Source organism: Ruegeria sp. AL7, from assembly GCF_056536105.1.
This window is the reverse complement of record NZ_JBQFJF010000001.1, coordinates 2,279,300-2,304,225: the sequence shown is the minus strand read 5'-3', so window position 1 is coordinate 2,304,225 and position 24,926 is coordinate 2,279,300. Positions and strand designations below refer to the sequence as shown.

The 24,926-nt window shown below is 58.0% G+C and carries 27 protein-coding genes; 13 read left to right on the top strand and 14 right to left on the bottom strand.

Annotated elements, in window-relative coordinates; translation table 11 throughout:
* Positions 1–9: 9 nt before the first annotated feature.
* On the bottom strand, positions 10–690 hold the full coding sequence (locus tag ACR3E2_RS11645) for a GntR family transcriptional regulator (protein ID WP_480484186.1): 681 nt from the start codon (positions 688–690) through the stop codon (positions 10–12).
* Positions 691–768: 78 nt separating this feature from the next.
* Here ACR3E2_RS11645 and ACR3E2_RS11640 point away from each other — a divergent pair, with 78 nt between their 5' ends.
* Positions 769–1,833: an AbrB family transcriptional regulator gene (locus tag ACR3E2_RS11640; protein WP_480484171.1), complete on the top strand. Its 1,065-nt coding sequence runs from the start codon at positions 769–771 to the stop codon at positions 1,831–1,833.
* Here ACR3E2_RS11640 and ACR3E2_RS11635 read toward each other — a convergent pair.
* The 5 genes from ACR3E2_RS11635 to ACR3E2_RS11615 all read right to left on the bottom strand — a co-directional run bounded on the left by ACR3E2_RS11635 (position 1,802) and on the right by ACR3E2_RS11615 (position 7,359).
* Positions 1,802–2,782 (bottom strand): D-2-hydroxyacid dehydrogenase family protein, encoded by a 981-nt coding sequence (locus ACR3E2_RS11635; RefSeq protein WP_480484170.1) that lies wholly within the window; start codon positions 2,780–2,782, stop codon positions 1,802–1,804. The two genes, ACR3E2_RS11640 and ACR3E2_RS11635, sit on opposite strands and share 32 nt — an antisense overlap.
* The gene (locus ACR3E2_RS11630) at positions 2,779–3,015 is read right to left on the bottom strand and encodes a hypothetical protein (RefSeq protein ID WP_480484169.1); all 237 of its coding nucleotides are present in this window, start codon (positions 3,013–3,015) and stop codon (positions 2,779–2,781) included. The genes ACR3E2_RS11635 and ACR3E2_RS11630 overlap by 4 nt, the downstream gene beginning before the upstream one ends.
* Positions 3,016–3,066: 51 nt before the next feature.
* Entirely contained in the window at positions 3,067–4,155 is a 1,089-nt protein-coding gene (locus ACR3E2_RS11625) for a 4-oxalomesaconate tautomerase (protein WP_480484168.1), read from the bottom strand.
* Between the two features lie 10 nt (positions 4,156–4,165).
* Positions 4,166–6,196, bottom strand: a complete 2,031-nt coding sequence (locus ACR3E2_RS11620) for a tripartite tricarboxylate transporter permease (RefSeq protein ID WP_209194861.1) — start codon at positions 6,194–6,196, stop codon at positions 4,166–4,168.
* A gap of 74 nt (positions 6,197–6,270) precedes the next feature.
* Positions 6,271–7,359 (bottom strand): tricarboxylate transporter, encoded by a 1,089-nt coding sequence (locus ACR3E2_RS11615; RefSeq protein ID WP_480484167.1) that lies wholly within the window; start codon positions 7,357–7,359, stop codon positions 6,271–6,273.
* A gap of 139 nt (positions 7,360–7,498) precedes the next feature.
* On the opposite strand from ACR3E2_RS11615, the gene ACR3E2_RS11610 reads away from it, so the two are divergent.
* The 6 genes from ACR3E2_RS11610 (at position 7,499) to ACR3E2_RS11585 (ending at position 12,927) form a co-directional block, all read left to right on the top strand.
* Positions 7,499–8,167 (top strand): response regulator transcription factor, encoded by a 669-nt coding sequence (locus ACR3E2_RS11610; RefSeq protein ID WP_480484166.1) that lies wholly within the window; start codon positions 7,499–7,501, stop codon positions 8,165–8,167.
* Between the two features lie 53 nt (positions 8,168–8,220).
* Positions 8,221–9,531, top strand: coding sequence for a sensor histidine kinase (locus ACR3E2_RS11605; RefSeq protein ID WP_480484165.1), 1,311 nt, complete (start codon positions 8,221–8,223; stop codon positions 9,529–9,531).
* Between the two features lie 554 nt (positions 9,532–10,085).
* Positions 10,086–10,253 carry a hypothetical protein gene (locus ACR3E2_RS11600; RefSeq protein ID WP_267364300.1) on the top strand — a complete coding sequence of 56 codons (168 nt, stop codon included), beginning with the start codon at positions 10,086–10,088 and terminating at the stop codon, positions 10,251–10,253.
* A gap of 108 nt (positions 10,254–10,361) precedes the next feature.
* Positions 10,362–10,739, top strand: a complete 378-nt coding sequence (locus ACR3E2_RS11595) for a lysozyme inhibitor LprI family protein (RefSeq protein WP_480484164.1) — start codon at positions 10,362–10,364, stop codon at positions 10,737–10,739.
* Positions 10,740–10,832: 93 nt separating this feature from the next.
* A complete protein-coding gene (gene rlmN / locus ACR3E2_RS11590) occupies positions 10,833–12,020 on the top strand; it encodes a dual-specificity RNA methyltransferase RlmN (RefSeq protein WP_480484163.1) in 1,188 nt (395 codons plus the stop codon).
* Positions 12,021–12,306: 286 nt separating this feature from the next.
* Positions 12,307–12,927: a cytochrome P460 family protein gene (locus ACR3E2_RS11585; RefSeq protein WP_480484162.1), complete on the top strand. Its 621-nt coding sequence runs from the start codon at positions 12,307–12,309 to the stop codon at positions 12,925–12,927.
* On the opposite strand, the gene ACR3E2_RS11580 is transcribed toward ACR3E2_RS11585, so the two are convergent.
* The 3 genes from ACR3E2_RS11580 to ACR3E2_RS11570 all read right to left on the bottom strand — a co-directional run bounded on the left by ACR3E2_RS11580 (position 12,924) and on the right by ACR3E2_RS11570 (position 15,902).
* On the bottom strand, positions 12,924–14,582 hold the full coding sequence (locus ACR3E2_RS11580) for a U32 family peptidase (RefSeq protein ID WP_480484161.1): 1,659 nt from the start codon (positions 14,580–14,582) through the stop codon (positions 12,924–12,926). The two genes, ACR3E2_RS11585 and ACR3E2_RS11580, sit on opposite strands and share 4 nt — an antisense overlap.
* Positions 14,583–14,646: 64 nt before the next feature.
* Positions 14,647–14,985: a hypothetical protein gene (locus ACR3E2_RS11575; protein WP_480484160.1), complete on the bottom strand. Its 339-nt coding sequence runs from the start codon at positions 14,983–14,985 to the stop codon at positions 14,647–14,649.
* Complete coding sequence (locus ACR3E2_RS11570; protein WP_480484159.1) at positions 14,982–15,902, bottom strand: DnaJ C-terminal domain-containing protein; 921 nt, start codon at positions 15,900–15,902, stop codon at positions 14,982–14,984. Before ACR3E2_RS11570 ends, ACR3E2_RS11575 begins: the two co-directional genes overlap by 4 nt.
* 160 nt (positions 15,903–16,062) lie before the next feature.
* Between ACR3E2_RS11570 and ACR3E2_RS11565 the strand changes: the two genes are divergently transcribed.
* Positions 16,063–16,446, top strand: coding sequence for a hypothetical protein (locus tag ACR3E2_RS11565; protein ID WP_267363718.1), 384 nt, complete (start codon positions 16,063–16,065; stop codon positions 16,444–16,446).
* Here ACR3E2_RS11565 and ACR3E2_RS11560 read toward each other — a convergent pair whose 3' ends face one another.
* Both ACR3E2_RS11560 and ACR3E2_RS11555 read right to left on the bottom strand, forming a co-directional pair.
* Complete coding sequence (locus ACR3E2_RS11560; protein WP_480484158.1) at positions 16,447–17,547, bottom strand: cystathionine gamma-lyase; 1,101 nt, start codon at positions 17,545–17,547, stop codon at positions 16,447–16,449.
* A 3-nt stretch (positions 17,548–17,550) separates the two neighbouring features.
* Positions 17,551–18,393: an LOG family protein gene (locus ACR3E2_RS11555; RefSeq protein WP_480484157.1), complete on the bottom strand. Its 843-nt coding sequence runs from the start codon at positions 18,391–18,393 to the stop codon at positions 17,551–17,553.
* 79 nt (positions 18,394–18,472) lie between these two features.
* Here ACR3E2_RS11555 and ACR3E2_RS11550 point away from each other — a divergent pair, with 79 nt between their 5' ends.
* The 3 genes from ACR3E2_RS11550 to dapD all read left to right on the top strand — a co-directional run bounded on the left by ACR3E2_RS11550 (position 18,473) and on the right by dapD (position 20,965).
* Positions 18,473–19,384, top strand: coding sequence for a threonine/serine dehydratase (locus ACR3E2_RS11550; protein ID WP_480484156.1), 912 nt, complete (start codon positions 18,473–18,475; stop codon positions 19,382–19,384).
* A 44-nt stretch (positions 19,385–19,428) separates the two neighbouring features.
* The gene (locus ACR3E2_RS11545) at positions 19,429–20,028 is read left to right on the top strand and encodes a GntR family transcriptional regulator (protein ID WP_480484155.1); all 600 of its coding nucleotides are present in this window, start codon (positions 19,429–19,431) and stop codon (positions 20,026–20,028) included.
* 109 nt (positions 20,029–20,137) lie between these two features.
* Positions 20,138–20,965 carry a 2,3,4,5-tetrahydropyridine-2,6-dicarboxylate N-succinyltransferase gene (gene dapD / locus ACR3E2_RS11540; RefSeq protein ID WP_480484154.1) on the top strand — a complete coding sequence of 276 codons (828 nt, stop codon included), beginning with the start codon at positions 20,138–20,140 and terminating at the stop codon, positions 20,963–20,965.
* 117 nt (positions 20,966–21,082) lie between these two features.
* Here dapD and ACR3E2_RS11535 read toward each other — a convergent pair whose 3' ends face one another.
* Together ACR3E2_RS11535 and ACR3E2_RS11530 are read right to left on the bottom strand one after the other, a co-directional pair.
* Complete coding sequence (locus ACR3E2_RS11535; protein WP_480484153.1) at positions 21,083–21,499, bottom strand: hypothetical protein; 417 nt, start codon at positions 21,497–21,499, stop codon at positions 21,083–21,085.
* 226 nt (positions 21,500–21,725) lie between these two features.
* A complete protein-coding gene (locus ACR3E2_RS11530) occupies positions 21,726–22,061 on the bottom strand; it encodes a cupin domain-containing protein (RefSeq protein ID WP_209505030.1) in 336 nt (111 codons plus the stop codon).
* A gap of 115 nt (positions 22,062–22,176) precedes the next feature.
* Here ACR3E2_RS11530 and ACR3E2_RS11525 point away from each other — a divergent pair, with 115 nt between their 5' ends.
* Entirely contained in the window at positions 22,177–22,521 is a 345-nt protein-coding gene (locus ACR3E2_RS11525) for a hypothetical protein (RefSeq protein WP_209598381.1), read from the top strand.
* On the opposite strand, the gene ACR3E2_RS11520 is transcribed toward ACR3E2_RS11525, so the two are convergent.
* A complete protein-coding gene (locus ACR3E2_RS11520) occupies positions 22,518–23,576 on the bottom strand; it encodes a transporter substrate-binding domain-containing protein (RefSeq protein WP_480484152.1) in 1,059 nt (352 codons plus the stop codon). The two genes, ACR3E2_RS11525 and ACR3E2_RS11520, sit on opposite strands and share 4 nt — an antisense overlap.
* Before the next feature lie 209 nt (positions 23,577–23,785).
* On the opposite strand from ACR3E2_RS11520, the gene dapE reads away from it, so the two are divergent.
* Entirely contained in the window at positions 23,786–24,925 is a 1,140-nt protein-coding gene (gene dapE, locus ACR3E2_RS11515) for a succinyl-diaminopimelate desuccinylase (RefSeq protein WP_480484151.1), read from the top strand.
* Position 24,926: the final 1 nt, after the last annotated feature.

Here is a 24,926-nt window from a genome sequence, read left to right as displayed (position 1 = left end):
CCTGTCTACCTACTGGCTTTCGTCGATTGAGCGGTCGCGGTCCTGCAACGCGCGGATGCGCATCCGCTGCGCAGCCTGAATATGCGCGCGCATCTCTGTCTCGGCCGCTGCGCCATCGCGGGCTTTCAAAGCCGCCATGATGCGCCGATGCTCGGCCACTGCGGCCTCGGCGCGGTCGCTATCCAGCAATTGCGAGGGACCCAGGATCAACAGCGCCTTTTGCAAGGACAACATGGATTTTGCCAGAAATCGGTTCTTGGCCGCATCCAGAAGTGTTTCGTGAAAGATCTTGTTGATTTGGGCCGCATCGGGGCCAGTACCCGCCTCGGCCAGCCGGTCGTTCAGAACTTCAAGCTCGTCCAGTTCGACATCAGACGCCGCGCGGGCTGCCAGACGGGCCGCTGTCCCTTCAAGCACGGCGCGCATCTCATAGAGTTCCATGACCTCGGCGTAATCCAGACTGCGCACGGTGGCACCTTGCCGTGGCACATGCGTGACCAGCCCGTCGGCCTCCAACTGCCTTATCGCCTCGCGTACCGGGGTACGGCTGACGCCCAACCGTTCAGACAGCTCAATCTCACGCAGCCGGTCGCCGGGCAAAAGAGTGCCCTCGCGAATCTCGCCCAGCAGGCGCTGATACGCAGAATTGCCTTGTGGGCCAGGTTGTAACGGGTCGTCCTGAAGGGTCATCGCAGGCTCTCTTGTCATCTTGCGTCCAGTTGTATACACATGGATACATTATAAGTCAATGAAGCTGGAACGCTTACCTTGCACAGCCAAACTGATACCCCCTCTCTTCTGACGAAACGGGCCGTCACGCTCGGCCTGGCGGTGTTGGGCACAGGGGTATTTTGGGCGCTAAACCTGCCGCTACCTTTTCTGTTCGGGCCAATGAGCGCATGTTTGATTGCAGCTCTTGCGCACGCACCGATGGAAGGCTTTGGACAGGTCTCGGTTGCCGCCCGCACTATACTGGGCGTGGCGGTAGGGGCATCGATTACGCCGGCTCTGTTTGCTGAATTGCCAAAAATGGCCGCGTCAATTGCGCTGATCCCGTTCTTCATCCTGCTAATCGCGCTGGTAGGTGTGCCATTCTTTCGCAAATTCTGGGGCTTTGACTCCACAACGGCTTTCTACGCAGCCATGCCGGGCGGTTTGCAAGACATGATCATCTTTGGCACTGAGGCGGGGGCCAATCCGCGTACCTTGTCCTTGATCCACGGTACGCGCGTGCTGATCATCGTGACGTTGGCCCCCTTGTTCCTCACCGTGTTCTATGATGCCCAACTCACCAATCCGATTGGCGAGCCCGCGCACAACCTGCCAATACATGAATTGGCGCTGATGGTTCTGGCCGCCATTATCGGCTGGAAAGGCGGGGAGCGGATCGGCCTGTTCGGGGCGTCAATCCTGGGGCCAATGATCCTTACGGCCGCCTTGTCAATGGGCGACTTAATTCATACCCGACCGCCTCGCGAGGCCATCCTTGCAGCGCAGTTTTTCATTGGCTGCGGAATTGGTGTGAAATTCGTAGGTGTCACATGGGTCGAACTACGCCGGGTAGTGGCAGCGGGCTTCGCCTATGTCATTGTCCTTGCCGTCCTGGCAGCCACTTTCACCGCCGTTGTCACCACCTTGGGACTGGGCCAACCTGTCGAGGCGTTTCTGGCCTTCGCGCCCGGTGGGCAGGCAGAGATGACGGTGCTGGCCATCGTCTCGGGCGCGGATTTGGGCTTTGTGATCACCCACCATCTGACAAGGATCGTGCTGGTGATCATTGGTGCGCCCATCGCCGCGAATCTTATTCTGCGTTGGTCCAAACCTCGGGGTTGATCATGTGGACCGGAGCGCCTTCGGCATAGGCGTTCACCTGATCGAAAATATCCGCGAATTGCAGGTCGAACTCGTCTTCAGTGACAAAGCCGATATGTGGGGTCGCGATCAGGTTGGGATGTGACAAAAGCGGGTCGGTCGAATCAATCAGTGGCTCGGAATCAAACACATCAATCGCCGCTTTGCCGGGGCGACCGACTTTCAGCGCCTCAAGCAAAGCACCAGGTGCGATCAGCCCGGCTCGCGAGGTGTTCACAAACAGCGCCTCCGGCTGCATCTGTGCGAAATCCGATGCGGTGATGATCCCGCGCGTATCCGGTTTCAAGCGCACATGGACCGAGACAACATCGCTGCTGCCAAAGAACGCTTCACGGCTGGGCGCGACCTGTGCGCCATCCGCCTGCGCACGCGCCCGGCCTTCTACGGATGACCACCAGACCACATTCATCCCAAAGGCCTCGGCATAACTTGCAATGGCGCGAGCAATGCGGCCATAGCCATAGAGCCCCAACTGACGCCCCCGCAGCGTCTTGCCCACGCCCGCCTGCCAGTGCCCTGCTTTGACCGAGGCCATTTGTGCGGGCAAATCCCGCATCCCGACCATGATTAGCGCCCAAGTAAGTTCAGCTGCAGCATAAGACGGCGTTCCGCCGTGCATGTTTGAGCACAGCAGCACGTCTTGATCTGTACAGGCTTCGACATCGACATGCGGATAAACGCTGCGCTGGCTGATAAGTTTCAGGTTTGGTAATTTCTCCAGCAAGGCGCGGGTGACTTTGGTACGTTCGCGGAACAGGACAAGCACCTCCGCGTCATGCAGTCGTTCGGCCAGAGTGTCAGTTTCTTCGACATGATCCGTCCATAACGTCACCTCATGACCGGTGAGTTTCTCAAAACAAGGCAGGCCACGCAGCGTGTCAAACCAGTCATCAAGAATGTGGACCTTCATCGGCTTTCTATACCCTGCTCGGTGTACAGTTTTCTTGGCGTCGGCACAAAATGACATGTGTTGAGAGCGGAAAGTGCATTGCGGACCCATTCGCTTTGATCCAGCAGATGGTTGAACTGCTCATCGCAGCCAGCAATCGGTGTCGGGTAGTCCGCGATGTCCCGCCGTAGGGCCGACTGCGCCAACATGAGTTCCTGACGCGCGATATCGAGGCATTCCGAGTAGTTGTCCATCGTGTCACTCCCACTATGTATACAATAGTATACTATTTGGGTTGCACTTGATCAACTCCCGTTCCAAACAGACTCAGGCACATAAACATGCCCGTCCGCCAACTTGCGCGCGGTCCGCACCAAACCCGCCGCGTTCACTGTGAACCCGTCGGTGGTGGAAAAATCCACCAACACGTCGATATTGCCCGAGGCGTGTTCCAGAACGACTTCAGCCGGGCTTGTCGTGGGGCGATCCAGCAAACCGTCGGCGACGGTTCCGGGAGTCAAAGCGCAAGACGCCATGCATTGCGCGCCGGTGACCGCCATGGTCGGGTGGGTTTTCCACGGCATGAAATACCGCACTGCGAGCGTTCCGCCTTCTCTGGCCGGAGCAACAAGGCCGAACTTAGGGGTGACCGATTTGGACACATCCCCCATACCCATCCGCTGCCCTGCTTCGATCCTAACGGCCTCCATCCGGTCAAAGAACGCGCGGTTTGCGTCCAGCTCATTGGCGCTCTCATAGCCCGTCAATCCGAAGTCTGTGGCGCGGGCGATAGCCATCGGCATAGCGACATCCATGCAGGTCAGTTCGACGCCCTGAACTGCATCGCGCAGGTTGCCCGTAGGCAGGAACGCTCCGGTGGCCGAGCCCACCACGCCCATGAAACTCAACTGCACCGGCGCTGAATGACCGGGAACGCCGGCGATCTCCGCATCACCCTCATAGGTCAATTCGCCCCCGGGTGTATTCACCTTGGCCACGATCCGAGCCCCAGTGTTGACGGCCCGAATGCGAACTTCAGTTTCATCACCCTGCGGTTTGAACAAGCCCATCTCGATGGCAGCAGGGGCAACGCCAGACAGGATATTGCCGCAAGTGGGTTTGAAATCGACCAGCTTGTCCTCGACCGAGACCTGCGCGAAGAAATAGTCGATATCGGCCCAGTCATCCTCGCCGACCGACAGCATCGCGACCTTTGTGGTCACCGCCGCGCCGCCGCCGATGCCGTCGATGTTCAGCGACTGCCCGGACCCAAGAGCGGCGATCAACACCTCGGCCAGCGCGTCCAGATCCTCAGGCAAATCCGAGCGGCGGAAATACGGGCCTTTCGACGTGCCGCCACGCATCAAGATATAAGGGATTGCGGTTTGAGTCATTTTGAACCCCTCACTTCAACGGCCAGGGCAGGCTGACCATGTCCTGCAACAGACCTGGCGGGAAATCGCGGTTCAGAGCGCCCGCCATCAGGCACATGAACCCGATGCCGCAGGCGGTCAGGATCAGAGTCATCTGCCAGCTGGACCCGGCGCGGATACGGAGAAAGGCGATCAGGAACCCTATCAGGGCGAGGATGAAGCCCACCACCCACGTGGCCGCGATCAAACTGGCGAACCACGCCAGAGTGGACCACAGACCGTGGGGTGCGCTGGCGTCTTCACCGGCGATTTCCTTGTCGGCAAAGATCACGTCGCCTTCGGGACGTCGCATCATCTGGATCAGAAGGATCACGCAACAGAATAGCGAGACGCTGCCGATAACCAGCGGGATGATCTTGTCGGTCATATTGTAGTCGGGGATCATGTTGGCGTTGACCAATGCGACGATCAGATAGGCCATGATCACCAGCAGAAAGATAAGCGGCGCGCGTTTGGTACCGGCCTGAACATCACCCTCGGCCATGATCATCTTGGCCTGCCGGATACCCAGAATGACCGAAACAACCGTGACCACGATCAGCACGATGACGATAGGGCTGAAGACATATTCCATCCCCTCGCCAAAGCTTTTGCGGAACCGGAATGAGGCGATCTGGAACGCCTGATTGGTGAACTTCTCAACCGGGTTCGACAGAACGAAACCGATCAGGAAGGCCGGGCGCGACCAGTCGAAACGGCGTAAAAAGATGCCGATCAGGCCGATCACGAACAGGGCCAGCAAGTCTTCGAAGTTTTGGCCGGATTGGAACGCCGCAAAGCTGATCAACATGAACAGGAACGGCGCCAGATAGGTGAAGCGGATCGTGGTCAGCTTGGCGATCCCGCCCGATGCCGCGATGCACAGGATGGTCCCGACGACGTTGGCCAACGCCAGCAGCCAGACGATCGAATAGGTGATGTCGAGATTGTCCTTGAGCATGCTCGGACCGACCTCGATATCGCCTGACCCCAGCAAAGCCACCGCGCCGATGAAGATCGCCATCGAGCCTGAACCAGGGATGCCAAACAGCAGAGTTGGCACCAGCCCTCCACCCTCTTTGGCGTTGTTCGAGCTTTCCGGGCCGATGACGCCGCGCACTTCGCCTTTGCCGAAATTGCTCTTGTCCTTGGTGGATTGCACCGAGTGACCGTAGGCGATCCAGTCGACAACCGAGCCGCCGAGGCCGGGAATGACTCCAACAATCACGCCAATGATCGAACAACGCACCGACAGCCATATATTTGCGAACCAGTCTTTGACGCCGTCCAGCCAACCGGCGCCCAGTGAGGCCCCCTTGGCAATCGACCGATCTTGACGCAGCAGCGATACGATCTCGGGCACCGCAAAGATACCCAGGCCAACGATGACCAGCTTCAAACCGTCCGTCAGATAAGGAATGTCGTAAGTTGCCATGCGCAGCGAACCGCCTGCATCCGCCTCACCAATCGTGCCAACCATCAGGCCCAGACCGGCGGCGGCGACTCCTTTCAGCGGGATCCGCCCGGCCAAAATGGCGACCATCGACAGGCCGAGAATTGTGATCATCAACATCTCGGGCAGGCCGAAGGCCAGAACGATGGGTCGCGCGATAAGTATGAACATGGTCAGGAAGGTCGCGCCGACGAGCCCTCCGAATAGGGACGAGGAAAAGGCTGCTGACAAGGCCCGTGCAGCCTCGCCCTTTTTCGCCATCGGAAAGCCGTCCAGCACGGTGGCCTGCGAAGCAGAACTGCCGGGGATGCCCATCAAGACGGACGCAAACGTGTCCGAGGTCGGCACCACCGCAACCATCCCGATCATCAGCGCCAGACCAAGGATCGGGTCCATTCCGAACATGAAAGGCAACAGCAGGGACAGACCGGCAATACCGCCAAGCCCCGGAAAGACGCCCACAGCCAGCCCCATGACGACGCCGAGAATGAGATACCCCAGAACGATGGGTTGCAGGATCAAACCCCACGCGTCACCAAGCGCAGGTAGAGCGGTGGCGAAAACCTCCATAGCGGCCGCCTTTCATAAACTGTTTTGTATGTAGAGAAACGCACGCCCTTCGTTGGGCGCGACGACGTGTCAGCTTAGTTCAGCTCGACGCCGTAGGCCTCTTTCAGCCAGTTCAGGACGTATTGCTTGGCATTGTCATCCACATTGGTCGCCGTCTGCAGAGCAGATTTCGAGCCGTCGCCGACGAACACCGGATACTTGCCGACGTGCTTCGAGGAGATATCAGCAAAATCACCCCGCTCGGTCACTGCTTGGAACGCTACGGTATAGGCGTCGACGACCTCTTGCGGCGTGTCACCGGGCAGGAAGGCCAGCTTCTGAACCGGGAAACCTGCCACGAAGAAGGCTTTCCATGCGTCCCATGCCTCACCACTGGTTTCGCAGCCATCGGTGGCCTCGCAGACCTCCTTGAAAGTCGGAATGTCCGGGAAGGTCGGGTCACGAACGATATTGCCATCAGCATCCAATGCGCCCCAAGTCATCATGGGAACGGCCTGACCGGCTTCGACCAACGGAGCCGAGCCGCCCAGAAAACCGGACGAGGTCTGGTAGTCGATATTGGCTTCGCCACGTTCGAACATCAGGCGACCATCACCACGGCCTTTGATGCCAAAGACCGGCTCCACATTCATACCCAACATCTGCCACGCCAGCAGCGGGACCAGATCCAGCCGGGTCGCGCCCTGCGAGCCGTAGATGAAATTGGTGTCTTTCAGCGCATTGGCAGAGCCATCGAATTTGGCTCCGTCCTCTGCGTTCAGATAGGCGACACCGCCGGTGCCCGACGCCATGACAGGAATCCAGTCATTGTATTCATAGCGGACGCGCGGGTCACTCAGCAGATAGGGGAACTGTGTCGAGCCAGAGGTGCCGAACAGCAGCGTGCCGTCGTCATGGCTCTGCTCCTGAAACCAGTTCGCACCCTTGGTCGATCCTGCACCGGGCATGAATTTAACCACAACGGTTGGCTGACCCGGCAGAGCCTCGGACAGAAGCGGCGCAAAGAAGTTGGCCCATTTAGCCGACCCGCCCGTTTCCGAGAACGGAATGACCCATTCGATGGTCTTGCCCGAGAAATCGACCTCGGCGGCGGCAGGTGCAGCGAATCCGGCAGCGGCGATCAGCCCCACGACGGCACGACGAGTGAAGTTGGAAATGGCCATTAGTTCCTCCCTGTTGACCAGACAACCACGTCAGCGTCCTTCGCACCACCGTGATTGCAAATAGAACTGCGGGGTTGATTCCCCCTCCCATCTGGCGATCATGGAACGCCAACCTTGCGCGAAACTTGCGGGAGACCTGATGCGGATCGTCATCGTCGAGGATAACGAAACCCTCGCCAACGCAATTGCTTACCGCCTGCGGGATCGAGGCCATGCCGCGGATGTGCTGACTGATGGCGACGCCGCCGATTTGTATCTGGAGCAAGAAGGCGCAGATCTGATCGTTCTGGACATCAACCTGCCGGGTCGGTCTGGGCTTGAGATTTTGCGGTCCCTTCGCAACCGGGGTGACAGCGCGCCCGTCATCCTGCTAACCGCGCGCACCGAGACCAGCGACCGCGTTTCGGGTCTGGATATGGGCGCCGACGATTACTTAGTGAAACCCTTCGAGATGGATGAACTCGAGGCCCGCATCCGTGCCCTGTCCCGCCGCAAACAACTGGATTACGGTGCGCGCGAAACGATCGGAGACCTGGAATTCGACCGCACCGCCCGGCAGGTGAGCGCAAAGGGCCAAGTCCTCGATGTGCCGCGTCGGGAAATGGCTGTGCTTGAATGCCTGCTGGAACGTCGCGGCAGGATCGTCCCCAAAAGTCAGTTGATCGACTACGTCTACGGCGTGGGAGCCGATGTCGACGATTCGGCCGTCGAGCCGCATGTGTCACGACTGCGCAAGCGCCTTCAGAACCTTGGCATCCGGATCAAGACCGCCCGTGGCCTTGGATATCTGCTTGAGGTGCAGAAGTGATCCGGCACGGCTCACTCAGGCTCAGGCTTTTCATTCTGATTCTGACGCCCTTGGTGCTGCTTGCAATCCTGCTTGGATACTGGCGCTACACGGTGGCTCAGCAAACGGCGCAGGAGCTTTTTGACGACAGCCTGTTGTCCGCCGGTCTGGCTATATCGCGCGATGTGGCGGTTTCAGAAGGCGATGCCCTGTCGCCCACCACGCGCAGCTTGATCCGCGACGCATCGGGCGGAGAGATTTTTTATCACGTGACCGGACCCGGTGGCATCTACGTCACAGGGTATGCATACCCTCCGACCGCTGCAAACCCGTCTGAGCAAGACGCGTACCAGCCGAGGTTTTTCGAGGCGATCTATCGGGATGAGCCGGTGCGCGTACTGAAAATGACCGAGCGCGTCACACTTGATAACCTGGTGGGCGATGCGACAGTAACAGCTTGGCAACGCGTTGCGGATCGCAACGCCTTTGCCAACGAACTGTCGATCCGCGCCGCGATCCTGATGGGTATCCTGCTGGCCACCCTTGCTGTTGTCGTGTGGTTCGGCGTCGCGCGAGGGCTGCGGCCCTTGCTGGATTTGCAGGATGCGATCGACCTACGCTCACCTGACGACCTGAGCGAAATCAAACGCCCGGTCCCGGTCGAGGTTCATGGCATTGTTCAGACCTTGAACCGGCTGTTTGGACAGGTCGAGCACAGCATCAACGCCCATCAGGTGTTTATCTCAGAAGCCGCGCATCAGCTGCGAAATCCGGCGGCAGCGGTCCAGTCCATGGCCGAGGCGTTGCGGGACGCAAAAACGGATGAGGACAAGGACAAACGGATAATCGAGCTGGTGGCAGCGGCAAAGAATTCGGCTACAGTGGCGGAACAACTATTGTCGCTGGAACGACTGCGGCAACCTACGCATCAGGATCAGATGGACAAGATTGATTTCCGTGCGGTTGTGGAAGAGGCCTGCGCTGATATGGGCGTTCATATCCTCGCAAAAGGGATCGATTTTGAAGTCACATTGCCAGAACCAACAATCTTGGTCTCGGGAGATCGGATCTTTTTGGCAGAGGCTATCAAAAACCTGCTGGACAATGCGCTTAAGCACGGCGGCGCTAAACTGAGTCAAATATCAGTTGTACTGCGTTGTGACGCGGGGAACGTCAAACTAACCGTATCTGATGACGGAACCGGCCTTTCACCCGACCAAAGCGAAGCCGTTTTCAGTCGATTTTCGCAGCTGGAATATTCCGAAGGTAGCGGTTTAGGGTTGTCGATTGTCTCAGCTGTCGCGAAGCGTCACGGAGGAGTGGTCGCAATCAACCAAGCCGAAAAAGGAGCAAGCGTTACGCTCGAGCTTCCCATAGCCCTGTAGTTTGTTTCAATTTCTGCTCGGAACCCGAAACCTGTCACAATCAAAGAGAGTTTTTCGATTACAGCGAATGACCGGTTTCCACCCCAGGTGCCGGGCACGGTGGTCTTGATACGTCTTCACCGGACTTTGAAGCCTTTTGCAGCGAAATGGCGCTTGGTCCGCGTTGCGGTCACTGATCGTTCGCATATCAACCCAATCCGCTCGCGTTGTGCGCGGCGAGTTGAAGGCCAAGACTGCGATGTTGACCGGTCTGCGTAAGCCTTTTCTTATTCGTGCCTGTCAGGATGCAGTATCACCAAGCGCCGCTTTCGGTACGCTCCACATTCAACCAGTATGCCACACAAGCGCTTCCGTCGTAATTATGTTTAAACCCTCTGAGATGGGGAACCTTCAACACCGCAGAACTCAATCACAACGTGGAACAGCACTGTTACTCACCCCAGAGCGCAAGATGCAACTTTACGCAGGATCAACCCGTTTACTTGATCCGTATCAATGTGAGCTCTGACGATTTCCGAACTAATCAGTTCAAGAGAAACCAAGGAGTTGCCACCATGCTGAACAAATCTCTTGTCGCGTTGATGATGATATCAGCCATGCTGCTGAGCGCCTGCGAAAACAAGGGCGAGACATATCCTGTAACCGGCGAACAATGCGGACCGAACGATCCGGTCAAGACCCTGGATGCCGAAGATTGCTATGTCCCACCCGCGGGTGTCTGACGCGGAACAGCATTTCCGTTGGTTTAGGGGGCCAACCGGCATCTAAACCTTTCTGGCAAAACATGTTACTCTGGCCTGACCCCAGCTGAATGGATGAATGAGGCGGCCATGCGTCTGATCTTGATCGCGCTGCTTTTGCCAGCCACCGCAACCGCCGACCCGGCGTTGGAATGTTCCGACGCCGGATCACAAGTCGAAATCGGATCCTGCGTCGGAGAGATGGAAGCACGGGTCTCGCGCGCGCTGCAGGTGAGTTTTGATTTGGCGGTACAATCTGCCAAGGAGCTGGACGAGGTCACCGGGCGGATAGTGGCTGAACCTGCCCTCATAGCGGCGCAACAGGCCTGGGAAACCTATCGCGATACGCATTGCACCGCCGTCGGCGCGTCGTTTGGTGGCGGATCGGGTACAGGTATCGCAATCACATCATGCCGGGTGAATTTGGGGCGGGCACGCGTTGAAGAACTGTTGAGTTTTGCAGACTGACTGAAACGATTCCTTTTGATCTTTGCACAGGTTCCTATATAGAGGCGCATCCCAAGCCAGAATCCTTGAAGATACGCCTCAGCAGGTACCACAATGTCGCCCAAAGCGCCGATCACTCAAGACGTCATGACCCTCCCTCGCAAATTGCCCGAGGGGAAGGTGAACCTTGTCGGTCTCACCCGCGACCGTTTGCGCGAGGTCCTGATCGAACATGGTACGCCCGATAAGCAGGCAAAGATGCGTACCGGTCAGATCTGGCAGTGGATCTATCAATGGGGCGTGCGCGATTTTTCCCAGATGACGAATCTCGCCAAAGCGTACCGTGCGCAACTGGCCGAAAACTTTGTGGTCGAGATACCCGAGGTGGTGACCCGACAGGTATCCGAGGACGGCACCCGCAAATATCTGTGCCGTATCGCGGGCGGGCACGAGGTCGAGGTGGTCTACATCCCCGAAGAAGATCGCGGTACGCTGTGCATTTCATCTCAGGTCGGATGTACACTGACATGTTCGTTTTGTCATACGGGCACCCAGAAGCTTGTACGTAATTTAACATCTGCCGAAATTGTCGGGCAGATCATGATGGCGCGCGACGATCTTGACGAATGGCCGACCCCCGGTGCGCCAAAGGATGAAACGCGCCTTCTGTCAAACATCGTTCTGATGGGAATGGGCGAGCCGCTTTACAATTTCGAAAACGTCCGCGATGCGATGAAGATCGCGATGGACCCCGAGGGGATTTCCCTGTCGCGCCGCCGCATTACGCTGTCGACCAGTGGAGTGGTACCCGAAATTGCGCGCACGGCTGAGGAAATCGGCTGTCTGCTGGCGATCTCGTTCCATGCAACCACGGATGAAACCCGCGACGTTCTGGTTCCAATCAATAAACGCTGGAATATCGAGGAGTTGTTGCAGGCGCTGGCCAGCTATCCCAATGCCTCGAACTCCGAGCGGATCACGTTCGAATACGTGATGCTGGACGGTGTGAATGACAGCGACGCGGATGCCCATCGTTTGATCGACCACATCAAGCGTCACAAAATTCCGGCCAAGATCAACCTGATCCCGTTTAACGAATGGCCCGGCGCGCCGTACAAGCGCAGCTCGAACAACCGCATCCGCGCTTTTGCCAACATCATCTATCAGGCAGGCTACGCCTCTCCCATTCGCAAGACACGGGGCGAGGATATCATGGCGGCGTGCGGTCAGTTGAAATCGGCAACCGAACGTGCCCGCAAATCGCGCAAACAAATTGAGTCCGAAGCCGGTTTAACCCCGTAGTTTTTCTGTTCGGTTCATCATGGATCGGGTGGTCGTGCTTTGATTGTCCAAGATGACCGCCTGCACGCATGAAGTGTGCCTGTAAACTTAATGTTTCAGATGCTGATTCAATATGCATAATTTGCTATATTTTAATGATTCAATGCCGCAGGATGCAGGTTCAAATCGATGCACAAGGCGGTGAGATTCCGGGACCTGAGCTGGTAAGAGTTCCCGGAGCCGCTAGAATAAGAACACTGTCGTCACGTGGCGCTCAGGCGAACTGATTTTCAGGTGGGTCGTAATAATGGACTCGTATCTTCGAATAATTCTCCAGCACAAGGCCATTGCGTGCGCGATACTTCTGATTTCTTCAGGACTGGCAACGGCAGATGGTCACAACGCCCACATAGCGATCGAAAACCCGGCAGAGCTGAGCAAGGATGAGGCCGCGGCCCACTACCATTCGCTCAGCCGCCGCATGGCACGGGGGTATGCTGCGGCGCAACTGGATCTGGTTCTAAACTACCAAAGCTGGCCGCTTTTCAACGACGCGCCATATATCTCGGCCACACACGGACAGCGTTTCGTCAACACGTATGCCAACCGAATGGCGCACAACTATGGGACATTGCGACAGGGCGAAGAACTGCCCGTGGGATCGGTGCTTGCCAAGGACAGCATGACGGTGACCGATGAAGGTCACATACATCCAGGCGCCATGTTCATAATGGAAAAATTGCCAGACGGTACCAGCCCGATCACCGCTGACTGGCGTTATATAATGGTGCTGCCGGACGGGTCGGTGTTCGGGGATACTATGGGGGACCGCGCCAGTGAGGTCGCGTACTGCCATGTCTGTCACGAGCAAGTGGCGGATCGCGACTATACGTTCTTTATCCCCGAAGAATATCGGGTGGGAAACTAAGCCGGTTCACCCGGCAGCTTGAGTTCTGTCGCCTCACGGCGGCTGAGCTGTTCGCCTTGTTTTCGTTTGGACAGTACCTCGCGGGCCAACGCGTATTTGTCATCCTGCCAGAAGATCAGGCATCCGTTGCAGCCCTTGCCGCAGCATCCTTCCGTGCCGATGCGGTTTGTCTTGAACCGGCGTTCGTTACCGTCTTCGCCAATCTTTTCAACCAGATCATCGCGACGGCGTGCATAAGCTGTTGAATTGTCGCGACCGGAGGTTTCCAATCCCTGCACGAGCTTGTCAAAGCGAATGCGGCTCCAGTGTTCGTCGGTCAGGGCGCGTTCCTTGCGCAGCACTGAATAGACCGGAAAACGGGCGCGCAGATCGTCGATATCCTCGTGATCAAACAGGGTGAAAGGCAACCGGATGATGGTTTTTGTGCTGCCATGAACCACGTCCAACCGTGCGCCATCATGGGCGCGTTCGAAATCATAAACCCGCAGCAGAACCGTGTCGCGCGCAACTGGCGAGACGAAATCCAGCACATCACCCGGTTCCAGCTTGTTCTTCACCTCGACCAGAAAGGCATCCTCGGTCACTTCGGTGACGATCCCGGCATATTCCCATTGCGCGATGGATGCGGTGTGTTCGTAATCATGGGCGTAATTGGTCAGCCGCCCTTCGTGGAAGGCCAGCGTATAGCCGCGATTCCCGACGGTTTCGAGCTCACGCATGTAAGGCTTGGGGTCCCAGTTTTCGGGGTCTGCGAAATAGTCATCTATCGCCATACGATAGGCCCGTGCGACGATCGCGGCGTAGTATTCCGATTTGCCGCGCCCTTCGACCTTGAGGCTGTCGACACCGATTTTCAGGTACTCATCCAGCTTCGGCATGATGCAGAGGTCGCGTGAGTTGAGGATGTACGAGCCGCGATCATCCTCTTCGATGGGCATCAGGTCACCGGGGCGGCAGCCTTCTTCCAGCAGGAATTCGAACAGGTCGGCGTTTTCCTCGGTGATACGCAGCTCCTGATGTGTGCCATCCTTGAGGCGCAGTTTCAGACCATAGTTCCAGCGACAGGAATTGGCGCAGTTGCCCTGGTTGGCCCCGCGTTCGGCCATGAAATTCGACAGCAGACAACGGCCCGAATAGGTCATGCACATAGCACCGTGCACGAAGGATTCTAGCTTGATATCAGGGCACTTCTCACGGATCTCGACCAGTTCGGGATAGGAAACCTCACGCGCCAGAACCACCAGCTCGGCCCCCTGATCCTGCCAGAACTTCACCGACAGCCACGAACAGATATTGGCCTGGGTCGAGATATGCAGCGGCAGTTCGGGCGCGCGCTCGCGGACGTATTGGAACACGCCTGGATCGGCGATGATCAACCCGTCGGGCTGCACCTTGCGCACCGTGTCGATGTATTCGTCCAGCTTCGGGATGTCTTTGTTATGCGAGAACAAGTTCAGTGTCAGGTAGGCGCGCCGACCATGGCTGTGACAGAACTCGACCCCTTCAATCACCTCGTCCAGCGAAAACTCGGACTTGGTGCGCAGCGACATATCCGGCGTACCCAGATACACGGCGTCTGCCCCATAGAGGATGGCGAGCTTAAGTTTGCGCAGATTGCCCGCAGGCATCAGCAATTCGGATCTGGGCTGGGTCATGGAAGCTACCTGACAAAGGATCAAGGCGGCCTTCTACGCCAAAATCATTGCGCCCAAAACCCTGTTATCTGCGACGGAACCGCGCTGTGCCAATGACCTCGATCAGTTGTTGGCGCACCGGCTCGGGTTGCGCCTCGACTGCGTTCAGAACCTCACGCAGTTCAGCGCGCAGCCCATGCATCTGATCAATCAATGAGATCATCATCGACAGCGCATCGGCCTCCATGTCGTATTGCTCGTGCAACTCGCAAGCCAGTTCCAGCCGGGCAACGTCGATACTGTGATAGACCAGCCCCTGCTCCGATTGTTCAGGGATCACGATTTCGGCCGCAAGATACTCGGTTAGGCGGTCCGAGGTCAGGCGCGAGACGGTTTCGATCAGTTCCTTTTCGGTCAGGGTCATGACGGCATTCCTTTCCGCGGATCGTAGCGGTGCGTTTCGCGCCATGTCTCCATGAACTGCCTGAGATCATCATCGATCTTGTCGGGCATCGAGACAGTCAATTCGATCAGTTGGTCTCCGCGCAGGGACGAGCCGCGTTTCTTCACCCCCTTGCCGCGCAGGCGAAGGGTTTTGCCGCTGCTTGTGCCCGCCGGAACATTGACGTTCACACCGCCATCGATGGTGGGGGCGGCGACTTTCCCGCCCAGAATGGCCTCATCGAAGCTGATCGGCAGCGTGATATGGATGTCGTCGCCCTGACGGTCAAACACCGGATGTTTGGCGACCGTGACGGTCACCAACGCATCCCCCGGAGGGCCTTCGCCATAACCCGGAGCACCCTTGCCGCGCAGACGGATGGTCTGACCTTCTGTTATGCCGGCGGGGATCTTGACCTCGATCCGGTTGCCGTCTGGTAGCGTCAGTTTCTGGCTGGCGCCAAACACGGCATCCAGAAAGCTGATCTGAAGGGAATAGTTCAGGTTATGCCCCGGCGCATGAAACTCATGCCTTTGCTGGCCGCCAAATCCACCGCGGCCGCGCATGAATTCAGCAAAGATGTCCGACATGTCGTCCGGGTCCGCCTGACGCCCGCGATAGGGGTTTCCAGCGGCCTCGGCATAGTCCCGGTAATAGTGTTGTTGCGGGCGTTCCTGACCCGATGCGTCGATTTCGCCATTGTCGTAACGGGCGCGGGTTTCAGGATCTTTCAGCAAGTCATACGCTGCAGCTGCGGCCTTGAATTTGGCCTCGGCCTTGGCATCGCCGGGTTTCAGGTCCGGGTGGCACTCCTTGGCAATACGCCTGTAGGCTTTCTTGATTTCGTCGGCACTGGCGTCTTTCGATACGCCAAGGACGGAATAGGGATCGTCGCTCATCTCACACTCACGGGTCAGGGACAGGTCTGATCTTGATGAATGTGTTCTACCACGTGTTTTCAACGGGTCAAAAGGAAGAGGCGATTGAATTGTCTCGAAAAAACTCAGAAGCCTGCTAATATCTTCATATTTCTGATTGTAGATTGACGGAGGCCATCCCATGTCGCGCAGAATCAAATCCGCTTTGGCCCTGCTGGCCGGCAATGCCATCGGGCTGTTGCTGGCTTCGCTGATACTGTCCGGTTTCGCGATCAAACCGATCTCATTTATCGTGGTTGTGATCGTTTTCACCGTCGTTCAGGTGATCGCCGAGCCCTTGATACTGAAGCTTGGCGAAAAGAAAGCGCCCGCATTGAAAGGCGGGATTGCCCTGGTCGTGACATTTGTGGGCCTGCTGGTGACCGACCTCATCGCGTCGGGGCTGACCGTTGGTGGTATCTCGAACCTGCTGGCGGCGACGCTGCTTGTCTGGCTGGGGGCGCTGATCGCCAGCGTGGTGCTGCCGATCTACGTTTTCAAGGACCTGCGTGCCGCGAAGAAGTAATCACAGCGCGTTCAGGCTGGCCTCGATCGCCTGCCACAGTTCGTCCACCGGTTCGCATCCAACGGACAGGCGGATGAAGGCCGGGTCGACCATATCACCCCATCGCGCGCGGCGTTCGGCCGAGCTGTGAACACCTCCGAAGGATGTGGCGGGGCGCAAAAGCGGGCAGGTGTTGATGAAGGCTTCGGCCTTGTCTTCGCTCTCCAAAGTCAAGGATAGCAGAAATCCGAACCGTGCCGTTTGTGCCTGCGCCAGTGCGTGCGATGGATCATTGGCCAGCCCGGGATAGCGGACCTGTTTGACCGCTGGGTGAACTGCCAACCGTTCTGCTATTACCTGAGCCGAATTGCACATCCGGTCGAACCGGACATCCAGCGTTTCCAACCCGCGATGCAGCAACCATGCCTCATGCGGTCCGGGGATCGAGCCGGAGACCTTCCGCCATTCCTCGACCCGTTCCATGATGTCACTGTTGCGGCTGGCCACATGGCCCATCAGCATGTCGGAATGCCCGCCCATCGCTTTGGTGTCGGACGACACGACCACGTCGATGTCCAAATCCAACGGACGCTGACCCAACGGCGTCATCGTCGTATTGTCGGCAATCGTCACCCCGCCAGCAGACCGCACCTGTTCGGCTGTGGCTTTCAGGTCAATCATGTCCAGACCGGGGTTCGAAGGGCTTTCGACGAACACAACGTCAAACCCGTCAAAACCACCTGCGGCAAACGCAGTGGTCGGGCGCTCTTCAACTGTCACGCCAAGACGCGAAAGGAACCGGTCGGCCAGCAGACGGGTGACATAGTACCCGTCCGAAGGAATCAGAAGGCGCGACCCGGCTTGCACCGTTGCAAAAAGAGCCGCAGAAATTGCGGCCATCCCTGAAGGAAAACTGAGGCAAGGCGCGTCTTCCAGATGGGACAAAACATGCTCAAGATGTACCCAGGTGGGGTTATCGACACGGCCATAGGTCGGGTGACCGTCCGGCATGCCCGGCAGATGGAACATGCTGCTTTGCGTCAGTGGAAGGGCGACGGGTTCGCCTTTTGACAACGCGTTGCCACGTAGGTGGAGCATTTCGCCTGTCTTTGGGGGTTTCATCGCTCAGCGCCCCGGAATTTCGTCGCGGGGCGGGGCGGGTTCCCAGTTCTCGATGATCTCGGCCGCCTCCTGCGCGGTATCGACAAAGCGGAACAGGTCCAAATCCTCCTCCGAGATCGTACCGGCATCCGCCAGTGCGTCCCAGTTGATAACCTTCTCCCAGAACGCGCGGCCAAACAGCAGGAATGGCACGCGATCCATTCTGCCGGTCTGGATCAGAGTCAGGGATTCGAACAGTTCATCCAGCGTCCCAAACCCACCGGGAAAGATGGTGATGGCGCGGGCGCGCATCAGGAAGTGCATTTTGCGGATCGCAAAATAGTGGAAATTAAAGCTGAGCTCTGGCGTCACGAAACTGTTTGGCGCCTGTTCGTGCGGAAGCACGATGTTCAGCCCGATCGAGCACCCGCCCGCTTCGTGTGCACCGCGATTGCCAGCTTCCATCACACCGGGGCCGCCGCCAGTGACGATCACATTCTCGCGGCAGCCGGTTTCTTTTGATTTTACGGTCATCAGCCGGGCAAACTCGCGCGCCTCATCATAATATTTCGACAGGCTGGCCAGAGTCTCTGTCCGCGCGGTGTGCTTTTGCGAGGGTTCGGGAATGCGGGCGCCGCCGAACATTACGATGGTCGACGCGATCTCACGCTCGGTCATGATCATTTCGGGTTTCAGCAACTCAAGCTGCAAGCGTACAGGGCGCAGCTCGTCCCGGCACAGAAACTCGTCATCCGCGAAAGCCAGACGGTAGGCCGGAGAGCGTGTTTGCGGTGTGTCCGGAACCTCTTTCGCGGTCGAGCGGTCGGTCTGCGCATCGCGAAACGGACTGTGACGGTCTTCTCTCATCGGTGATTGATCCCTGCTTGCGTGTTTGACAAACAGCTATAGGGTTCGCGGGCAGAGTGCCAGTCACGGAAAGACGAGAATGAATTGGAAAAGTGAAATATCGGCGGCACGGGACCGCATCGCGGGATATGCGCAAGTGACCCCGGTTATGGAAAGCAACATTCCCGGCTATCCGGTTGAGCTGAAACTCGAGCACATGCAGCATACTGGCAGTTTCAAGGCGCGGGGTGCGTTCAATACGCTGCTCAGCTCGGATGTGCCGCCCGCAGGCTTGGTCGCCGCATCCGGTGGCAATCATGGTGCGGCGGCGGCTTATGCAGCGCAGACGCTGGGTTATCCTGCAAAGATATTTGTGCCGGAACTGGCAGGCCCGTCCAAGATCGCACTGATCCGGCAAACCGGCGCCGACCTGAGCGTTGTTTCCGGTGAATACGCGAACGCGCTGACCGCAGCGCAGGAGCATGAGGCAACAAGGGGGGCAATGCAGATCCATGCTTACGACGCCCCGGCCACGGTGGCTGGGCAAGGAACCTGTTTTGCGGAATGGGACGCCCAGGGCTTGCAGGCGGATACGGTACTGGTCGCTGTTGGTGGCGGCGGGCTGATCGCCGGGGCGCTGGCCTGGTTCGGTGGCGCGCGCAAGGTTGTGGCGGTCGAGCCGGAAACGTCCAGCGCGTTGAATGCAGCGTTGCGCGCTGGTGAGCCGGTTGATGTTTCCGTGTCGGGCATCGCCGCAAACGCGCTGGGCGCGCGGCGGATCGGCGAAATTTGTTTTGAATTGGCACAGGGTATGAGTTCGGTTCTGGTGTCAGACGATGCCATTGCGGCGGCACAGCAAGCGCTTTGGCGCGCGCATCGCATTCTGGTAGAGCCTGCGGGCGCGACCGCATTGGCCGCCTTGACCTCGGGTGCGTATCGACCTGAACCGGGTGAGCGCGTGGCCGTTCTGGTTTGTGGTGCAAATATCGCGCCGGACCCGTTCGCTGAGTGAATTATCGGGTTGTGGATGTGGATGGTGGATTTTATCTATAATCCATGACTGCAATGATCTCCGACACGATTTACCAAAGCCTCAGCCAGCGGATCATCACCGGAGAGCTGGCGGCCGGTGAAAAGCTGCGGCAGGACCATATTGCCCGAACCTTCGATACCAGCCATGTTCCGGTGCGCGAAGCCTTGTTGCGGCTTGAGGCGCATGGGTTGGCCCGGCATGAACCGCGCAAGGGAATGCGTGTTACAGCGTTAGACCCGGCAGAGGTTCGGGAGGTGATCGAAATGCGTGTGGCCTTAGAAACGCTGGCGTTGCAGCAATCGATACAAAACATGTCTCCGGTCGCGTTGGAAAAGATCGAGAACGCACGCATCGCCTGTGACGAGGCGCAGTCGATGCCGCAATGGGAGGCCCTCAACAGAACGTTCCATCGAGCCATCCTGACACCTTGCGGGCTGCCTCGGCTTTTGCACGCAATTGACGATCTGCATATTGCAAGCGCACGCCATCTGTTCGCGCAATGGCGGTTGAAATGGGTGCAACGGGCTGACACGGATCATGCGGCCATTGTGCGGGCTTTGAAGCGCAAGGAAATGGCCACAGCAACGGCGATCCTGACCCGCCATATTCGGCGCGCGAGCTGATGACCCTCTGCCTCAGACGCAATTGGGCCCGTCTACGTCGCATTGCGCCATGGGTCCGGCTTGCGTATAGGCCAAATCAACGTGAACAGATTCTGTAGGGAGACACCCCATGTCCAACGCGCAACTGGAAGCCGCCATCGAAGCCGCCTGGGAGGCACGCGAGACAATCACGCCCGCCACCGCAGGCGAGCAGCGCGAGGCGATCGAGGATACGCTGAATGCGCTGGACAGTGGCTCGTTACGCGTGGCGGAAAAGCTGGAAACCGGTGACTGGCACGTAAATCAATGGGCCAAAAAGGCGGTTCTGCTGGGCTTCCGTATCAAGGACATGGAAATCCAGCCGGGCGGTCCGCAGGACGGCGGCTGGTGGGACAAGGTAGACAGCAAGTTCGCCGGTTGGGGTGAAAACCAGTGGCGGTCTGCCGGGTTCCGCGCGGTTCCAAACTGCGTTGTCCGCAAGTCGGCATATATTGCACCGGGCGTGGTGCTGATGCCGTCTTTCGTGAATCTTGGGGCCTATGTTGACGAAGGCACGATGGTTGATACCTGGGCCACCGTCGGATCCTGCGCGCAGATTGGCAAGAATGTGCACCTGTCGGGCGGCGTTGGCATCGGTGGAGTGCTTGAGCCGATGCAGGCTGGCCCAACAATCATTGAAGACAATTGCTTTATCGGCGCGCGCTCGGAAGTGGTCGAGGGATGTATCGTCCGCGAAGGCTCGGTTCTGGGGATGGGCGTGTTCATTGGTAAGTCTACCAAGATCGTGGACCGAGAAACCGGAGAAGTCATGTATGGCGAGGTTCCGCCCTATTCGGTTGTGGTCGCGGGTTCCATGCCGTCAAAGAACAATGTCAGTCTCTATTGCGCGGTGATCGTGAAGCGGGTTGACGAAAAGACCCGCTCGAAAACGGGCATCAACGAATTGCTGCGGGACTGATCGTTCTGGGAATGTCATAAGGCCGGAGCAGTTACGCTCCGGCCTTATTTGTTCTTTGGGTCAGGTCGGCTAAGGCAGATACCAAGCTTGTGGCCCTAGCCTGCCTTGAAGTGCTGCTTAGCGGCTCTCACCCTGCATGGCTTCCACTTCTGTGCTTCCTGCATTGGTTTCCGCACCATCGGCCTCACCACCGCCATCGGCCTCACCACCGCCATCGGCTTCACTGCCACCTTCGGATTCACCATCGCCGCCGGATTCGCCTCCGCTTTCGGCCTCACTACCGCCATCGGAATCGCTACCGCCCTCGGTTTCACTGCCACCTTCGGCCTCACCATCGCTGCCGGATTCACCTCCGCCTTCGGTCTGCGCGCCGCCTTCGGCCTCGCCGCCACCGGTGGTTTCGCCGCCTTCACCGCCCGCTTCTTGGGCATAAGCAGCATCACTTGTTACAAAGGACAGAATTGCAACAGCCGGTATACCTGAAAGTACAATCACGCTTGCTGTTGTTGTCATCAATCTGGACAGAACACTCATCTCAACTCTCCTTTGAAAATGACTTATGCAGTACCCACAGCGTAGGGCCGGCATCGACGCTTAGTTGTGAATTGCTGGCGTCGTGTCCCGGCTAGCGGGAATTGGCCTAAAATGATGAGGAAGACTGGCGCAAAAGTGCCGGATTCAACTCAACAGCTTTTCAGGCCGGAGACCTTCAATCAATGAGGGAGGCCGAGACTCGCGTTCACTGAGTCTCTCACCCAGCTTATCCCTTGATCGGATATCGGTCCGGTTCCTCGAAAACATCTATGACCCGTGTGCCAGCCCTGATTTTGCCGCCATGTTCCACGCCTGATGGGATCGAATAACTGTCGCCCGAGCGGTAGGTCCGGGTCTGCCCGTCGATGGTCAATTCAATCTCACCCTCGACCACTGTGCCCCACTGGGCTTTGTGAGAATGTAAGGGCAATTCGAAATCCTGAAGAAACGTAAAGAACGCTACCAAGCCCGCATCCGACCGGATCACGGCCGTTTGCACCACGTCGTCAGGGAATGGTACGTCGAGGCTGGGAAAACTTGCTATGAAATCTGGGTAGGGCATGAAGGCGTCCTTTGTATCCGGGATCGGTTTATTCTGGGTACTATGGGCGCAAGGCGGGATTCCTGCAATTGTTGGCTGCTTGACCGCGAACCGGCGTGGGGCTATGGCCCGGTGCATGGAGAAGCAAAAGAAACCCTCGCGTCAGCAAGTCTATACCCTTCTGGTCCAGATTGGCCGCAAGGAGGGCGACGGGCTGCCCGATGGGGCGACCGGCGCGGCGCTAATGTGCTATGCCAGCGGCGTGGATGAGGCCGAGGCCGTGCGTGAGACGGTCGCGATCCTGAAGCAGGCCGACACCGCACCGCTGGATGTCACCGGATACGGCACATTGGCCGAGCGTGAAGCGCAAGGTCACGATATCGAGGCGGACGAACGTGCGCTGATGCAAAGAGCATTGGATGAAAACGCAGTGATCGTCGCGCAGATGACACCGTTTTTCGGAGACGAGGCGCAGGCCTAGTTCCGCGATCCGAACCACTTGCGATAGATTTCGTCATAGGTTCCGTCTTCGCGCAAGCCAAGCAATGCCTGGTTTACATCCTCGACCAGAGGTGATCCGGTCGGGAAAGCGATGCCGTAGTTTTCGCGCAGGAAAACACCACCTGTCATCGACGCAATGCGCCGCCCTTCATGGGCCGCAAAATAGGACAGGATCGGCGCGTCGAATACGACGGCATCCAGATCTTCGGCCTTGAAAGCGTCCAGCATCTCATTCAGCCCCGGATAGCTGGTAAACTCGATCTCGCGCCGGTTCAGAAAACTTGCCGCAGTCGACCCTGATATTGTCCCGACAGTCTTGCCGTACAGGTCGTTCACCGAATTCACGCTGCCGGTAATGGCGTCCACAGTCATGACCGAGGTGATGCGGGCGGTGAACACCGAAACGATGAACAAGGATGACACCACCAGCACGACACCCAACATTCGACCGAACGGAGTGCGCGGCATTCGCTCTTCGAACCCGCCATTCACAACCAAGTTCAGCGCCCACCAGAACGATGGGAACCACGCTTCGTTCAAGTCGCGGTCGAAATAGGGTTGGGCGCGGCGTTCAAAGCTCCACATCAACATGCCGCCACCGAGGAGAATGGCAAAGGCCAGCCCTATGGCGATGAACAGTTCTTTCGAGAGCAGGGCCTGCAACAGCGATGGTTTTCGTACCGCGTCCGAGGGTACCATGATCTGAAGACCCGCTTCGAAGATCGGCTGAGAGAAATCCATTTGCGTTTCACGCAGGGCGGTGATCGAGATATTGGCGATGGCAAGGTCTGCAGATCCGCTCTGCACGGCACCCAACATGTCAGAAAACGCCTCGACGCGGTTGACCGTGTAGTCCCAGTTCAGAGCCTCGGCCAAAGCCGCCAGCAAATCCATAGAGAAGCCGGTTTCGTCGCCATCCTCGACATAGGAAAATGGCGGGCGGGTCACGGTTGTGACCGAAAGGGACTGTGCCAGGCTTTGCTGTGCGATGACGGCGAAAGTCAGGCAGATCAGTGCGAAGAAGGCGCGCTTCATATTCAATTCACCTGTTTCGCGGCCCTGTAACGCGAATTTGTGGCGGGCGGCAAGGTGGTCGCAGGGTAAAGTGTCATGTTTTATTGGGGTGTCGCTTTGATATCTAAATATTCGGATGACCGTTTTTTTACGGATTGGGGTTGGAAAACCGGCCAAATCGTTGAATCTGTGCGCGAACCCGCGTCAGACACAGTTCCAGAGGCCCCCGCATGACTGATCCCGTCCAATTGACAGCCGAACTGATCCGTTGCCCTTCGGTCACACCCTCAGAAGGCGGAGCACTTGTTTTGCTTGAGGCGGTGCTGTCGGAGGCAGGTTTCGAATGCACGCGCGTTGATCGCGGCGGCATCAGCAACCTTTTCGCGCGTTGGGGGCAGAAAGGTCATGCGCGCAGTTTCGGATTCAATGGTCACACGGACGTCGTCCCTGTCGGCGACGAAGCTGCCTGGACTGCGCCGCCCTTCGGGGCCGAAGTGCGGGATGGTGTGATGTATGGGCGCGGCACTACCGATATGAAATCCGGAGTTGCGGCTTTTGCGGCTGCCGCAATGGATTTCGTGCGTGACACTCCTCCGGATGGGGCAATTGTCCTGACAATTACGGGTGATGAGGAAGGCGATGCGTTGGACGGCACCACTGCGCTTCTCGATTACATGAAAGGCGCGGGTGAGCGTATGTCGGTCTGTCTGGTAGGAGAGCCAACATGCCCGAACAAAATGGGTGAGATGATCAAGATCGGCCGTCGGGGCTCAATGACTGCGTGGTTTAAGATTACAGGTGTGCAGGGGCATTCGGCTTATCCCCATCGGGCCAAAAACCCGCTGCCCGCAATGGCGCGGCTGATGGACCGGCTTGCCAGCCATGAACTGGATCAGGGCACGGACCATTTCGACGCCTCCACGCTGGCTGTTGTCACCATCGACACTGGAAACGCCGCGACCAACGTGATCCCGGCGCAATGCAGCGGCGCGGTCAATATCCGCTTTAACGATCTGCATTCCGGAGCCAGCCTGAGTGACTGGTTGCAGTCAGAGGCGGATCAGGTGGCAGCTCAGTACGGTGTCGAAATCGGTGTCACGATCAGTATTTCGGGTGAAAGTTTTCTGACCCCGCCGGGGCCTTTGTCGGATCTGGTGGCCAAAGCGGTCGAAGCCGAAACCGGCGTTGCGCCTGAACTGTCGACAACCGGCGGCACTTCGGATGCGCGCTTTGTCAAAAACCATTGTCCGGTGGTGGAGTTCGGCTTGGTCGGGCGCACAATGCATCAGGTGGACGAGTGCGTTGAGGTCGCGCAGATCAAACAGCTCAAATCGATCTATACCCGTATCCTGACGGATTATTTCGCCTGAT

Coding starts and splice junctions, on each gene's coding strand:
- ACR3E2_RS11645 (WP_480484186.1), bottom strand. CDS start 690: ATGACCCTTCAGGACGACCCGTTACAACCTGGCCCACAAGGCAATTCT.
- ACR3E2_RS11635 (WP_480484170.1), bottom strand. CDS start 2,782: ATGAAGGTCCACATTCTTGATGACTGGTTTGACACGCTGCGTGGCCTG.
- ACR3E2_RS11630 (WP_480484169.1), bottom strand. CDS start 3,015: ATGGACAACTACTCGGAATGCCTCGATATCGCGCGTCAGGAACTCATG.
- ACR3E2_RS11625 (WP_480484168.1), bottom strand. CDS start 4,155: ATGACTCAAACCGCAATCCCTTATATCTTGATGCGTGGCGGCACGTCG.
- ACR3E2_RS11620 (WP_209194861.1), bottom strand. CDS start 6,196: ATGGAGGTTTTCGCCACCGCTCTACCTGCGCTTGGTGACGCGTGGGGT.
- ACR3E2_RS11615 (WP_480484167.1), bottom strand. CDS start 7,359: ATGGCCATTTCCAACTTCACTCGTCGTGCCGTCGTGGGGCTGATCGCC.
- ACR3E2_RS11610 (WP_480484166.1), top strand. CDS start 7,499: ATGCGGATCGTCATCGTCGAGGATAACGAAACCCTCGCCAACGCAATT.
- ACR3E2_RS11600 (WP_267364300.1), top strand. CDS start 10,086: ATGCTGAACAAATCTCTTGTCGCGTTGATGATGATATCAGCCATGCTG.
- ACR3E2_RS11595 (WP_480484164.1), top strand. CDS start 10,362: ATGCGTCTGATCTTGATCGCGCTGCTTTTGCCAGCCACCGCAACCGCC.
- rlmN (WP_480484163.1), top strand. CDS start 10,833: ATGTCGCCCAAAGCGCCGATCACTCAAGACGTCATGACCCTCCCTCGC.
- ACR3E2_RS11585 (WP_480484162.1), top strand. CDS start 12,307: ATGGACTCGTATCTTCGAATAATTCTCCAGCACAAGGCCATTGCGTGC.
- ACR3E2_RS11580 (WP_480484161.1), bottom strand. CDS start 14,582: ATGACCCAGCCCAGATCCGAATTGCTGATGCCTGCGGGCAATCTGCGC.
- ACR3E2_RS11575 (WP_480484160.1), bottom strand. CDS start 14,985: ATGACCCTGACCGAAAAGGAACTGATCGAAACCGTCTCGCGCCTGACC.
- ACR3E2_RS11570 (WP_480484159.1), bottom strand. CDS start 15,902: ATGAGCGACGATCCCTATTCCGTCCTTGGCGTATCGAAAGACGCCAGT.
- ACR3E2_RS11565 (WP_267363718.1), top strand. CDS start 16,063: ATGTCGCGCAGAATCAAATCCGCTTTGGCCCTGCTGGCCGGCAATGCC.
- ACR3E2_RS11560 (WP_480484158.1), bottom strand. CDS start 17,547: ATGAAACCCCCAAAGACAGGCGAAATGCTCCACCTACGTGGCAACGCG.
- ACR3E2_RS11555 (WP_480484157.1), bottom strand. CDS start 18,393: ATGAGAGAAGACCGTCACAGTCCGTTTCGCGATGCGCAGACCGACCGC.
- ACR3E2_RS11550 (WP_480484156.1), top strand. CDS start 18,473: ATGAATTGGAAAAGTGAAATATCGGCGGCACGGGACCGCATCGCGGGA.
- ACR3E2_RS11545 (WP_480484155.1), top strand. CDS start 19,429: ATGACTGCAATGATCTCCGACACGATTTACCAAAGCCTCAGCCAGCGG.
- dapD (WP_480484154.1), top strand. CDS start 20,138: ATGTCCAACGCGCAACTGGAAGCCGCCATCGAAGCCGCCTGGGAGGCA.
- ACR3E2_RS11535 (WP_480484153.1), bottom strand. CDS start 21,499: ATGAGTGTTCTGTCCAGATTGATGACAACAACAGCAAGCGTGATTGTA.
- ACR3E2_RS11530 (WP_209505030.1), bottom strand. CDS start 22,061: ATGCCCTACCCAGATTTCATAGCAAGTTTTCCCAGCCTCGACGTACCA.
- ACR3E2_RS11525 (WP_209598381.1), top strand. CDS start 22,177: ATGGAGAAGCAAAAGAAACCCTCGCGTCAGCAAGTCTATACCCTTCTG.
- ACR3E2_RS11520 (WP_480484152.1), bottom strand. CDS start 23,576: ATGAAGCGCGCCTTCTTCGCACTGATCTGCCTGACTTTCGCCGTCATC.
- dapE (WP_480484151.1), top strand. CDS start 23,786: ATGACTGATCCCGTCCAATTGACAGCCGAACTGATCCGTTGCCCTTCG.